Genomic DNA, 12997 nt, shown 5'->3' with positions numbered 1-12997 from the left:
AACAACAAGAAACGAGTACCCGACATGAATGCTTCCTATGCGCTGTGCCCGCTGTTGGCAGCCTTGCTGCTGCCCCTTGATGGCTTCGCCGATGCCCCGGCTGCGCCCCGCAGCGGACCGCTGTCCGGGTTGGGCGACTACCTGGCCGACCAGGGCATTACGCCCCATGTGCAGTTTCTCAGCCTGGCGATGAAGAACCTCGACACCGGCCCCCGGCCCCACAGCTTCGGCAACAGCGGCGACCTGTTCGTCGGCGCCGATATCGACCTGGGCACCTTGGCCGGCCTGGACGGCGCGGCGCTGCACGTCGAACAGACCCTGTTCATCCTCGACCAGCAGACCGGCGTGCCCACCTCGCGCAACTGGCAAGGCGCCGCCGGCAGCTACTTTGGCGGCGCGCCGATCCACAACGACCTCACCAGCCACCAGTTGAGCCTGTTGACCTACCAGCAGACCTGGCTCGACGGCCGGGTCGACCTGAGCCTGGGACGGACCAACGCGCGGCGCTATTTCTATATCTACAACTGCGAAAGCACCGTCACCTGCAACGACCCGATCATCGACTCTTCCACCGGCATCCTGCCGCCGCCCTACGGCAGTTGGGGCGGCTACCTGAAGTACCGGCTGACGCCCCAGTGGTACGTGCACGGCGGCGCCTTCGAATCCAACCCGGTGGACTACCTGAAGGAGCGCAAGGGCCTGGATTTCAGCACCGACGACGCCAGCGGCACCAGCCTGCTGCTGGGCATCGGCCGCCAGAACCAAGAGGCCTACAGCGCCCACTACGAGCTCAACGGCTACTACAACACCTCCAAACAGGTGGATCCGCTGACCGGGGCCACCGCATTCGGCAGCGGCGGCGCCTTCTTCAAGTTCCAGCAGGCGCTGTGGCGCGCCGACGCCGGCACCGGCACCGCGCCCCAGGCCCTGCTGTTGTTCGGTTCGCTGTCGGCGGCGGCCGATGATAAACAGCCCTTCAGCCAGTTCGCCGAAGCCGGGCTGACCTATCTGGCGCCCTTCGACCGGCCCCGGGACAAGCTCAACCTCAAGGCCAGCTACCTGCGCCTCAACGATCATCAACTGCGTTTCCAGCAACAGGCACGCAGCGCCAACGGCGGCGATCCGCGCCTGGGCGAGCGCAATGTCTATGCCCTGGAAGCCAACGCCCACATCGCCCTGACTCGGCAACTGGCCCTGGAGCCCAGCGTCCAGTACCTGATCAATCCGGACAATTTCTACAACCCCGAAGCCCGCGAGCTGAGCGGTAACGGCTTTGTCGTCGGCCTGCAAGTGACCCTCGACGTTGGCTCGCTGCTGGGGTTGTGAGCTGGATCTTTGTGACTGCCCAAGGAGGTATCCCCATGACTGAACACACCACGCAAACCTTCGACTACATCGTGGTCGGCGCCGGCTCCGCCGGTTGCGTGCTGGCCAACCGGTTGTCCGCCGATCCCAAGCTTCAGGTGTGCCTGATCGAGGCTGGCCCCAGCGACCGCAGCCTGCTGCCGGCGGCCTATGTGCGCACACCGGCGGGGATCATCCGCCTGATCGCCAACCCGCGCTGGAACTGGATGCATCAATTCAGCCCCCAGGCCGCCAGCGGCGACGTGCCGATCCCCTGCCCCCGCGGCCGGGTCTGGGGCGGCTCCAGCGCCATCAACGGCATGATCTACATCCGTGGTCACCGGCAGGACTTCGACCGCTGGGCCGCCGCCGGCAACCAGGGCTGGAGCCATGACGAACTGCTGCCCTACTTCAAGCGTTCGGAGCATTTCGAACCGGGGGATTCGCCCTGGCACGGCCGGCACGGCGAGCTCAACGTCGCCGAGCAGCGCAGCCCGAGCCCGGTCAACCAGGTGTTCTATGAGGCGGCCACGGAGCTGGGCTGGCGCTACAACCCGGATTTCAACGGCCCGGAACAGGAAGGCTTCGGGCCCTTCCATGTCACCCAGGTCAACGGCGAGCGTTGCAGCGCGGCCCGGGCTTTCCTGCATCCGATCCTGCAGCGGGAAAACCTCACCGTACTCAGTTCCACCCTGACCCACCGGGTGCTGCTGCAAGGCACTCGCGCCAGCGGCGTGGAGATCAGCCAGAACGGCGAGGTCCGGCAATTGCAGGCGCGCCGGGAAGTGATCCTCTGCGCCGGGGCGATCAACTCGCCGCAGTTGCTGCTGCTGTCCGGCATCGGCCCGGCGGAGGAACTCAAATCCCACGGCATCCTGCCGCGCCACCCGTTGCCCGGGGTCGGCCTGAACCTGCAGGACCACCAGGACATCGTGCTGATGTATCGCAGCGACCCGGAGCTGGGCTACGGCCTTTCGCCCAAGGGCCTGTTGCCCCTGGCCCGTTCGCCCTGGCAATACCTGACCCGGCGCCAGGGCCCGCTGACGTCGAACACCGTGGAGTCCGGGGCCTTTCTGCGCCTTACGCCCGAAGACCCGGTGCCGGAGCTGGGGCTGATCGTCGCCCCGGCCCTGAAGAACCAGCCCCGGCGCCTGATTCCCGTGGGCCATGGCATCAGCCTGCATGTGGCGGTGATGCATCCGCAAAGCCGAGGTCGGGTGCGCCTGAACTCCGCCGATCCCCACGACAAACCGCTGATTGAGGCCAACTTTCTCAGCCACCCGGAGGACTTGCGCAAACTGGTGGCCGGCTTGCGCCTGGTGCGCCAGCTGGCCGCGACCCGGGCCTTCTCCCGGCGCCTCAAGGGCGAACTGCTGCCCGGTCCGCAGGTGCAGAGCCAGGAGCAGATCGAGCAATGGATCCGCCAGCACCTGGGCACGGTGTTCCACCCGGTGGGCAGCTGCAAGATGGGCCATGACGAACTGGCGGTGGTGGACGATCAACTGCGGGTCCACGGCCTGCAGGGACTGCGGGTGGCGGACGCCTCGATCATGCCAAGCCTGATCACCGGCAACACCAACGCGGCGGCGATCATGATCGGGGAAAAGGCCGCCGACCTGCTGCTGGGCTCGTCACTGGCACAGCCGAGCGCCGAGCCCCAGGGCCACGCGTGCGCCTGAGGCCAGGGTTCAGGGGCGCTTCGGCGCCTCGGCACTCCAGAGCACGGGCCAGTTGTCATAGCCCAGGCCACTGCAATTGGGCATGCGCCGGTAGTCGGTGAGCTGGAAGGCCTGGCCGTCGAAGTGCCAGCTGGCCATTTCCCCGCAGTCGCCGATCCCGCGGCCCATGAGGAAACTGCTGAGCGTCCCGGTTTCGGGGTCATAGTTGATGCCGCCGGTATGGTCGACGCTGCCGTCCGGCAATGCCTGCATCAGCAGGGGCTGTAGCGCATAGGGCGCGGTGCGCGAGCGGCTGCTGATGTCGAACAGGCAGATATAGGCGCCGCAGTCGGAGAACTCGAACACCAGCGCCTGCTGCGCCGTCAGCGGATAGAGCTCGATGCGCGCAGGCATGACGTAGTCGTCGTCCTCTTCCGACTTGGGCGGAGGCAGTGTTTTCTGCACCGCCGCCCGCAGCCCGCTGCGCTCCCGGGCACTGAGCGGCGTCACCCCGGGATAGGGACGCAGCGCCGGGGCCGCCTGGACCCTGGGCACCGCGCTGGCCGGTTGTTCGCCGGGCGTGGCCAGGGCGCTGAGCGTGCCCTGGCGGTGCTGCACCTGATCGACCTGTTGCAGCAATTCGGCCAGCCCGGTCAGAAGCACCCGGGCCGGTTGCGCCCCCGGCAGTTCCAGCACCTGCCCGCTGCGCAACCGCGCCAGCCATTGCCGGGCCAGGGCCTGATCGTCAACCCGGTAATACTGCTGCTGCCGGGTACTGTCGGGGGCTTCCACTTCCTGCACCAGCGCCGCCAGCAAGGCGGGCTCCAGCGGGCGGCCGTCCAGGCGCAGCGCGTTGGGCTCGATAGGCGCGCCCTGGTGCTCCAGTTGCAGCTGCAGCCGGCCTTCGGGACCAGCCTGGCTGCGGATGATCAGGGTCAGGTGGTTGACCGGCTCGGCAAACCCGATGTTCGGCGTGTAGAGCAGCTGGCAGTCGCGGCGGTTGTCGCAGGCGCTGATCCAGCCCTGCTGCTGCACCCACAGCGGGGTCAGTTCCGGCAGCTCCTGGGCCAGGCAGGGAGCGGCGCCAAGCACCAGCAAAGACAGCACAGCGGGACGCAGCATGACGACGCTCCTGGTCAGACAAAGGCGCGGATTCTGCCACGCTCGCCCAGGTTCGAATACCGCCATCGCCAGCGCCCCGGGGCGAGGCATCGCAGCCGCGCCGAACGGCCCGGCGCCAGCGCTCAAGGGCCTGGCGCGTCGGCCCCTGGCGGGTTCGTCTGGCCCTGGCGCGCGCGGTATTCCCCCGGCGCGGTCTTGGCGTAACGCTGGAAGAAGCGGCTGAAATAGGCCGGGTCCTTGAAGCCCAGCTGGTAGCAGATTTCATTCACCGAACTGGCGGTGAACAGCAGCAGGCGCTTGGACTCCTGCATCAGGCGCTCGTACACCAGGCGCTTGGACGGCAGGTCGGCAATGCGTCGGCAGACGTCGTTGAGCCGCGCCTCGGTCACCCCCAGGGTGCTGGCGTAACGCGCCAGGGGCCAGTGTTCCAGGTAGCGGGCCTCGATCAGCTCGTTGAAGCGATGGAAGATCTGCAGGTCTTCATGGCGCGCCGGACGCGCCGTCAGGGAGTTGGCCGACAGCCTGAGCAGGCTGATCATCAGCAGCCGGGTCAGGGCTTCCAGGGCCGGCTCGCGCCCCGCGTCCTGCCCGGCGATTTCCTGCTGCAACTCATGGAACAGGCACTCCAGGCGCCGCACCTCGCCGGCGAACTGCGGCCCCAGCCGCGCCAGGGCCACGCAGGCCGGTGGCACCAGCGGCGCGGGGGCCAGCGTCGGATCGGCGCCGATCAGCTCCCACACCAACTGCTGGCGCACGGTGAGCACGTGGCCCTCGCTGTCGGCCTCGGTGACAAAGGCATGGGGAATGGTCGGCGGGGTGAGAAAGAACATCGGTCCCGACTCCAGGTACTGCTGGTCGTCCAGATAGACCCGCACCGCGCCGCTTTGCACGTAATGCACCTGGAAGAAGCGGTCATGGCGATGCACCGGCATGTTGCGGCCGAAGAAGCCGGCCAGGTTGCTGAGCTTGTCGTAATGCACCTGGGCATCGGCGTAACGCTGATCGTAGACCTGGCCGATGTTGATGTTGGGAATGGGTTGACGTGGGTTCATGGCACCCTTCTGTTTTTATTTTTCAGCACGCAAAGCGTTGGCATCCTGCGCGATTCGCGGCTTGCCCGCCAGGGCATGAGGCAATAGTTCGGGCCGTCGCTTGACGATTGTTAACATATTAAATATAACGTTAATACATTAACGAATTCACCCCGCCAGCGGCAAGCGCACAGCGGGGTCCGACACCAGGAACCAGGAGACGCTCGATGAGCCGTGCACTGAACGATCACGCCGGCGGCACCCTGTTCGGCGTTGCGCTGAACTACCAGGGCTTGCTGCAGAGCCATCTGCAAAGCTTCACCCAGCCGCCCTACCAGAAGCCTCCGGTGAAGCCGGTGCTGTTCATCAAGACCCCCAACACCCGCAACAGCCATGAAGCACCGGTGGTGTTTCCCAAGGACGTCGAGCGCCTGCAACCGGGCCCGGCCCTGGGGGTGGTGATCGGCAAGCGTGCCAGCCGGGTGCGCCTGGAGGACGCCCTGGAGCATGTGGCCGGCTACACCATCGTCAACGAGTTCAGCCTGCCGGAAGACAGCTACTACCGCCCGGCGGTCAAGGCCAAGTGCCGCGACGGCTTCTGCGCCATCGGTCCGGAGCTGGTGCCGGCCGCCCAGATCAGCGATCCCCACGACCTGAGCCTGGAGCTGTTCGTCAACGGCGAGCGGGTGCAGCACAACAGCACCGCCAACCTGGTGCGCAACATCCCCCAGCTGATTGCCGAGATCAGCGAATTCATGACCCTGCATGCCGGAGACGTGCTGATCACCGGCACCCCCGAGGGCCGGGTCGATGTGCGGCCCGGCGACCGGGTCGAAGTACAGATCAGCGGCCTGGGCCGCCTGGCCAATCGCATCGTTGCCGAATAAGGAACCGACATGAAACACGCGCGCATCCGTTATCAGGGCCAGGTCCACGACGCTCGGGTTACCGGCCCCAACACCCTGCAACTGGAGGACGGCCGGACCCTGGCCGAAGACCAGGTGCAGTGGCTGCCACCGGCCACTGGCACCCTGTTCGCCCTGGGCCTGAACTACGCCGACCACGCCGCCGAACTGGCCTTCAAGCCGCCCACCGAGCCCCTGGTGTTCATCAAGTCGCCGGGCACCTACACCGGCCACAAGCAGGTGACCTGGCGCCCGGACAACGTCGCCTACATGCACTACGAGTGCGAGCTGGTGGCGGTGATCGGCAAGACCGCGCGCAACGTCAAGCGCGAGGACGCCCTGGACTACCTGGCCGGCTACACCCTGTGCAACGACTACGCGATCCGCGATTACCTGGAGAACTACTACCGGCCCAACCTGCGGGTGAAGAACCGCGACGCCACCACCCCGGTGGGTCCGTGGATCATCGACGTGGCCGAGGTGCCCGAGCCCAACAAGCTGATCCTGCGCACCTGGGTCAACGGCGAGCTGCGCCAGCAAGGCAGCACCGCCGACATGATCTTCAACATCCCCTACCTGATCGAATACCTGTCCAGCTTCATGACCCTGCAACCGGGGGACATGATCGCCACCGGCACCCCCGAAGGCCTCAGCGATGTAGTGCCCGGCGATGAAGTGGTGGTGGAGATCGAAGGCGTCGGCCGGCTGGTCAACCGCATCGTCAGCGAAAGCGAATTCTTCACCCATCACGCCCACCCAGAGTCCACCGCCGTGGCCAAGGAGCACGCATAAATGATCAAGCACTGGATCAACGGCCGCGAAGTCAAAAGCCGTGAAGTCTTCACCAACTACAACCCCGCCACCGGCGAAGCCATTGGCGAGGTGGCCAGCGGCGGCGCCGAGGAGATCGCCCAGGCGGTAGCGGCGGCCAAGGATGCCTTTCCGAAGTGGGCCAATACCCCGGCCAAGGAGCGCGCCCGGCTGATGCGCCGCCTGGGCGCCCTGATCGAGGAGAACGTGCCGCACCTGGCAGAGCTGGAAACCCTGGACACCGGCCTGCCGATCCACCAGACCCGCAACGTGCTGATTCCCCGGGCCTCGCACAACTTCGACTTCTTCGCCGAGGTCTGCACCCGCATGGATGGCCACAGCTATCCGGTGGACGACCAGATGCTCAACTACACCCTGTACCAGCCGGTGGGTGTGTGCGCCCTGGTGTCGCCGTGGAACGTGCCGTTCATGACCGCCACCTGGAAGACCGCGCCCTGCCTGGCCCTGGGCAACACCGCGGTGCTGAAGATGAGCGAACTGTCGCCGCTGACCGCCAACGAGCTGGGCCGGCTGGCGGTGGAAGCCGGGATTCCCGCCGGGGTGCTGAACATCGTCCAGGGCTACGGCGCCACCGCCGGCGATGCCCTGGTGCGCCACCCGGACGTGCGGGCAATCTCCTTCACCGGCGGCACCGCCACCGGCAGGAAGATCATGCAGACCGCCGGCCTGAAGAAGTACTCCATGGAACTGGGGGGCAAGTCGCCGGTGCTGATCTTCGAGGACGCCGACCTGGAACGGGCCCTGGACGCCGCGCTGTTCACCATCTTTTCCCTGAACGGCGAGCGCTGCACCGCCGGCAGCCGGATCTTCATCCAGGAAAGCGTCTACCCGCAGTTCGTCAAGGAATTCGCCGCCCGGGCCAAGCGCCTGATCGTCGGTGATCCGCAGGACCCCAAGACCCAGGTCGGCTCGATGATCACCCAGGCCCACTACGACAAGGTCACTGGCTACATCCGCATCGGCCTGGAAGAAGGCGCGACCCTGCTGGCCGGCGGCCTGGAACGCCCGGCCAACCTGCCGGCGCACCTGGCCCGCGGGCAGTTCATCCAGCCCACGGTATTCGCCGACGTCGACAACCGGATGCGCATCGCCCAGGAAGAGATCTTCGGCCCGGTGGTGTGCCTGATCCCGTTCAAGGACGAGGCCCAGGCCCTGCAGCTGGCCAACGACACCGAGTACGGCCTGGCCTCCTACATCTGGACCCAGGACATCGGCAAGGCCCATCGCCTGGCCCGGGGCATCGAGGCCGGCATGGTGTTCATCAACAGCCAGAACGTCCGCGACCTGCGCCAGCCCTTCGGTGGCGTCAAGGGCTCGGGCACCGGCCGCGAAGGCGGCGAATACAGCTTCGAGGTGTTTGCCGAGATCAAGAACGTCTGCCTCTCCATGGGCAGCCATCACATCCCGCGCTGGGGCGTGTAAGGTTTACAACCGTCCCGGATCACGCCAACAAGAAGATGTTTCAGGAGAAGCACCATGGGCGAAGTCGTCATGGCCGCCAAGGTCTGCCACGTTCCATCGATGTACCTGTCCGAACTGCCGGGCAAGCACCACGGCTGCCGTGAGGCGGCCATTGCCGGGCACAAGGAAATCGCCCGCCGCGCCCGGGCGCTGGGGGCCGACACCGCGGTGGTGTTCGATGTGCACTGGCTGGTCAACAGCGGTTACCACATCAACTGTGGTGAAGCCTTCAACGGCACCTACACCAGCAACGAGCTGCCGCACTTCATCAAGAACATGACCTACGACTACCAGGGCTGCCCGGAGCTGGGGGAGCTGATCGCCGCCGAGGCCAACGCCGCCGACGTGCGCACCCTGGCCCACAACATCCCCAGCCTGGAGCTGGAGTACGGCACCCTGGTGCCCATGCGCTACATGCACATGGACGTACCCGCCGCCGAGCACTTCAAGGTGGTGTCGATCGCCGCCTGGTGCGCCTGGCACAAACTCGAAGACAGCTTCACCTTCGGCGCCGCGGTGCGCCGGGCGATCGAAAAGAGCGAGCGCAAGGTCCTGGTGCTGGCGTCCGGTTCGCTGTCCCACCGTTTTTCCAACGACCGCGAAGCCGAGGCCAACATCCACAACTGGACCCGGGAATTCGACAAGCAGGTGGACCAGCGGGTGGTGGAGCTGTGGCAGCAGGGTCGCTTTCGCGAGTTCTGCGCCATGCTCCCGGACTACGCCACCAGTTGCCATGGCGAAGGCGGCATGCACGACACGGCAATGCTCCTGGGGCTGTTGGGCGGGCCTGAACACAACCGCCCGGCGGAGATCATCACGCCGCTGTTCGGCAGCTCCGGCACCGGCCAGATCAACGCCATTTTCTAGAAGCAGCAGCAAGCTTCCAGCCACAAGCTGCAAGACCACATCGACAGCAGCGGCAAGTCGCCAATCTACAGCCGCAAGAGAACCCTCTTGCAGCTTGTAGCTTGCCGCTTGCCGCTGCCTCCGAAGGAGGCCTCCGTGCCGCATTTCATCGCTGAGTACACCGACAACATCGAACAGGCCGCCGACCTGCCGGGGCTGTTCACCAAGGTTCATGACTACCTGGGTGCCACGGGCGTGTTCCCCCTGGGCGGCATTCGCAGCCGCGGGGTGCGCCTGGACACCTGGCGCATGGCCGATGGCAAGCACGACTACGCCTTTGTCCATATGCGCCTGCAGGTGGGTGCCGGTCGTGACCTGGCCACCCGGCGCCAAGTGGCCGAGGGGCTGTTCGAGATCATCAAGGCGCACTTCGCCGAGCTGCAGGCCCAGCGTTTGCTGGCCCTGTCGTTCGAGATGAGCGAGCTGGAGGCCGAGCTGAACTTCAAGCACAACAACGTGCATGAGTTCCTGCGCGGACAGGCCTGAGCATTGTGCCGGCCCTTTCGCCGGCAAGCCGGCTCCTACACAACGCCCATGCCACCCGTAGGAGCTGGCTTGCCAGCGAACAGGCCCGCAAGCCAGGCGCCAGCCCCGAAGCAGACTTCGCTGGCATGCCGACCCACACAAGAACAATAACGAGATCTCCCCATGTCCCATCCCGCAATCGCCGAGGCTCCTGTGGCCGAGGTCAACGACTGCTATCGCAAGATCACCTGGCGGCTGATGCCGCTGTTGTTCGTCTGCTACATCTTCGCCCACCTGGACCGCATCAATATCGGCTTCGCCAAGTTGCAGATGACCCAGGACCTGGGCTTCAGCGACAGCGTCTACGGCCTCGGCGCCGGGCTGTTCTTCGTGGCCTATGCGCTGTTCGGGGTGCCCAGCAACCTGGCCCTGGAGCGGGTCGGACCACGGCGCTGGATCGCCTTGCTGATGCTGGTCTGGGGCCTGCTGTCCAGTGCCCTGATGCTGGTGGACAGCGCCTGGGGCTTCTATGTGCTGCGCTTTCTGCTGGGGGTTGCCGAAGCAGGCTTCTTCCCCGGCATCCTGGTGCTGCTCAACCGCTGGTTCCCGGCCAGCCGCCGGGGTCAGGTCACCGCGCTGTTCGCCATCGCGGTACCCATGGCCGGGGTCATCGGTGGCCCCTTGTCGGGCTGGATCCTGGAAAGCTTCCACGACTTTGGCGGCCTGCGCGGCTGGCAGTGGATGTTCCTGATCGAAGGCCTGCCGGTGGTCCTGTTGGGGCTGGTGGTGCTCAAGGCCCTGCCGGAAAGCATCGAGCAGGTGGACTGGCTGACCCCGGCGCAGAAAACCTGGCTGCGCCAGGCCCTGCAACAGGAAGAACAGCGCAAATCGATCACCCGCTTCAGCGGCATCCTCAAGGATCGCCACGTCTGGCTGCTGGTGTGCATCTACTTCGCGGTGATGCTGGCGGTGAACACCATCGCCTTCTGGATGCCGACCCTGATCCATCACGCCGGTATCGCCCGGGACAGCAATGTCGGCCTGCTCAGTGCCCTGCCCTATCTGGCCGGCTGCCTGTTCATGCTCGGCATCGGCCGCTCTTCGGACCGCCTGCGCGAGCGCCGCTGGCATTTGGCGATACCGCTGCTGATGTCCAGCCTCGGCCTGATCCTCACCGGTCTGGCCCCGGGCAACCCGTGGCTGGTGATGTTCGGCCTGTTGGTGGCCGGCATGGGCGCCAGTGCCGCGTTGCCGATGTTCTGGCAACTGCCGCCGGCCTTTCTGGCCAGCAACACCCAGGCCGCGGGCATCGCCCTGATCAGTTCCTTCGGCAGTGTGGCCGCCTTCCTCGCGCCCTACCTGATCGGCGTGGTGCGCGACGCCACCCAGAGCGCCAGCCTGGCCCTCTACGCCCTGGCCCTGCTGATCGCCCTGGGCGCCTGGCTGGTGCTCCAGGTGCCGGCCCATATCGTCAACCCTCGGGAGAAATAACCATGCTCAGCCCTTCGGATATCCAGGAAGCCGCCGCGCGCCTCAACGCCGCCGAACGCAGCCGCGAACAGATCGGCCAGTTGTCCCTGCAATACCCCGACATCAGCATCGAGGATGCCTACGCCATCCAGCGCAGCTGGGTGCAACAGAAGATCCGCGACGGGCGCAAGCTGGTGGGCCACAAGATCGGCCTGACATCGCGGGCGATGCAGGTGTCGTCGAACATCACCGAGCCGGATTTCGGCGCCCTGCTGGACGACATGCTGTTCGATGAAGGCACGGACATTCCCTTCCAGCGCTTTATCGTGCCGCGGGTCGAGGTGGAGCTGGCGTTCATCCTCGGCAAGCCCTTGAAAGGCCCTCACTGCACCCTGTTCGATGTGCTGGACGCCACCGACTGGGTGATCCCGGCCCTGGAGATCATCGACGCCCGCATCCAGCAGGTGGACCCGCAGACCCAGGCCACGCGCAAGGTGTTCGACACCATCTCCGACAACGCCGCCAACGCCGGGGTGGTGATGGGCGGCCGCGCCGTGCGCCCCGGGGATGTGGACCTGCGCAAGGTGCCGGCGGTGCTCTACCGCAATGGCGTGATCGAGGAGTCCGGGGTGTCCGCGGCGGTGCTCAACCACCCGGCCAAGGGCGTGGCCTGGCTGGCCAACAAGCTGGCGGCCCATGACGTCGGCCTGGAAGCCGGGCAGATCATTCTCGGCGGCTCCTTTACCCGCCCGGTGGCGGCCCGTCCCGGGGATGTCTTCCACGTGGACTACGATCAGTTGGGCAGCATTGCCTGCCGCTTTGTCTGAGGAGACGGCCATGGATATGCCACTGAACCTGTTCAAACAACGCCTGCAACACAGCGAACCGCAGATCGGCCTGTGGCTGGGGCTGGCGGACGGCTACTGCGCCGAACTGGCGGCCAACGCCGGTTTCGACTGGCTGCTGCTGGACGGCGAACACGCCCCCAACGACCTGCGCAGCCTGCTGGCGCAGTTGCAGGCCATCGCCCCCTACCCAGCCCAGGGCATCATCCGCCCACCGATCGGCGACACCGCACTGATCAAGCAATTGCTGGACATCGGCGCCCAGACCCTGCTGATCCCCATGGTCGAAAGCGCCGAGCAGGCGCGCCAGCTGGTGCGCGCCATGCACTATCCGCCGCGGGGGGTGCGTGGCGTGGGCAGCGCCCTGGCCCGGGCATCGCGCTGGAACAGCATCGCCGACTACCTGGACCGGGCCGATGGACAGATGTGCCTGCTGGTGCAGGTGGAGAACCTCGAAGGCCTGCGCAACCTGGATGAAATCCTCGCGGTGGACGGCGTCGATGGCGTGTTCATCGGCCCGGCGGACCTGTCCGCGGCCATGGGCCATCGCGGCAACCCCGGGCACCCGGACGTGGTGGCCGCGATTGAAGACGCCATCGTGCGGATTCGTCGAGCGGGCAAGGCCGCAGGGATTCTCAGTGCCGATCAGCGCCTGGCGCGGCGCAGCATCGAACTGGGGGCGAATTTTGTCGCGGTAGGCGTGGATACCACCGTGCTGATGAAGGGCCTGCGGAGTCTGGCCGGCCAGTACAAGACCCTGGACACCCCCACCCGCGACGGCGGGGTTTACTGACGGGCGATGGCCGTAGGAGCCGGCTTGCTGGCGAAGGCGTTCTCGCGTGTGGTGCAAGGCTTGGCGGACTCTTCGCTGGCAAGCCAGCTCCTACACGGGGGGCAAGGTTCGCGGGGCTTTTCCGTAGGAGCCGGCTTGCCGGCGAAGGCGTTCTCACGGGTAGTGC

General features: G+C 66.3%; 12 protein-coding genes. 10 read left to right on the top strand and 2 right to left on the bottom strand.

Translation table 11 applies throughout. The features are described from left to right. Positions 1-24: 24 nt before the first annotated feature. Positions 25-1326 carry a carbohydrate porin gene (locus ACMGG8_RS17900; protein ID WP_414158049.1) on the top strand — a complete coding sequence of 434 codons (1302 nt, stop codon included), beginning with the start codon at positions 25-27 and terminating at the stop codon, positions 1324-1326. A 35-nt stretch (positions 1327-1361) separates the two neighbouring features. After that, positions 1362-3023, top strand: coding sequence for a GMC family oxidoreductase (locus ACMGG8_RS17895; protein WP_414158048.1), 1662 nt, complete (start codon positions 1362-1364; stop codon positions 3021-3023). Positions 3024-3032: 9 nt separating this feature from the next. On the opposite strand, the gene ACMGG8_RS17890 is transcribed toward ACMGG8_RS17895, so the two are convergent. Continuing rightward, positions 3033-4124 carry a DUF1176 domain-containing protein gene (locus tag ACMGG8_RS17890; RefSeq protein WP_414158047.1) on the bottom strand — a complete coding sequence of 364 codons (1092 nt, stop codon included), beginning with the start codon at positions 4122-4124 and terminating at the stop codon, positions 3033-3035. A 122-nt stretch (positions 4125-4246) separates the two neighbouring features. Further along, positions 4247-5176: a 4-hydroxyphenylacetate catabolism regulatory protein HpaA gene (gene hpaA / locus ACMGG8_RS17885; protein WP_108545436.1), complete on the bottom strand. Its 930-nt coding sequence runs from the start codon at positions 5174-5176 to the stop codon at positions 4247-4249. A 206-nt stretch (positions 5177-5382) separates the two neighbouring features. Between hpaA and ACMGG8_RS17880 the strand changes: the two genes are divergently transcribed. The 8 genes from ACMGG8_RS17880 (at position 5383) to hpaI (ending at position 12831) form a co-directional block, all read left to right on the top strand. Continuing rightward, positions 5383-6042 carry a fumarylacetoacetate hydrolase family protein gene (locus tag ACMGG8_RS17880; RefSeq protein ID WP_414158046.1) on the top strand — a complete coding sequence of 220 codons (660 nt, stop codon included), beginning with the start codon at positions 5383-5385 and terminating at the stop codon, positions 6040-6042. 9 nt (positions 6043-6051) lie between these two features. Further along, positions 6052-6852 (top strand): fumarylacetoacetate hydrolase family protein, encoded by an 801-nt coding sequence (locus ACMGG8_RS17875; RefSeq protein WP_414158045.1) that lies wholly within the window; start codon positions 6052-6054, stop codon positions 6850-6852. Beyond that, positions 6853-8313: a 5-carboxymethyl-2-hydroxymuconate semialdehyde dehydrogenase gene (gene hpaE, locus ACMGG8_RS17870; RefSeq protein WP_414158044.1), complete on the top strand. Its 1461-nt coding sequence runs from the start codon at positions 6853-6855 to the stop codon at positions 8311-8313. Positions 8314-8367: 54 nt separating this feature from the next. Next, complete coding sequence (gene hpaD, locus ACMGG8_RS17865) at positions 8368-9219, top strand: 3,4-dihydroxyphenylacetate 2,3-dioxygenase (RefSeq protein WP_060843789.1); 852 nt, start codon at positions 8368-8370, stop codon at positions 9217-9219. A gap of 135 nt (positions 9220-9354) precedes the next feature. Beyond that, complete coding sequence (locus ACMGG8_RS17860; RefSeq protein WP_060839584.1) at positions 9355-9744, top strand: 5-carboxymethyl-2-hydroxymuconate Delta-isomerase; 390 nt, start codon at positions 9355-9357, stop codon at positions 9742-9744. A 162-nt stretch (positions 9745-9906) separates the two neighbouring features. After that, positions 9907-11214: an MFS transporter gene (locus tag ACMGG8_RS17855; RefSeq protein WP_414158043.1), complete on the top strand. Its 1308-nt coding sequence runs from the start codon at positions 9907-9909 to the stop codon at positions 11212-11214. Positions 11215-11216: 2 nt separating this feature from the next. Continuing rightward, positions 11217-12020: a 2-oxo-hept-4-ene-1,7-dioate hydratase gene (gene hpaH / locus ACMGG8_RS17850; protein ID WP_060839586.1), complete on the top strand. Its 804-nt coding sequence runs from the start codon at positions 11217-11219 to the stop codon at positions 12018-12020. 10 nt (positions 12021-12030) lie between these two features. Beyond that, on the top strand, positions 12031-12831 hold the full coding sequence (gene hpaI / locus ACMGG8_RS17845; RefSeq protein WP_414158042.1) for a 4-hydroxy-2-oxoheptanedioate aldolase: 801 nt from the start codon (positions 12031-12033) through the stop codon (positions 12829-12831). Positions 12832-12997 lie beyond the last annotated feature (166 nt).

Origin of the sequence: Pseudomonas sp. BNK-45 (genome assembly GCF_047456255.1) — a bacterium.
Lineage (GTDB): Bacteria > Pseudomonadota > Gammaproteobacteria > Pseudomonadales > Pseudomonadaceae > Aquipseudomonas.
Note: the sequence above shows the minus strand (reverse complement) of the source record. Positions and strands in the feature narration are given on the sequence as shown.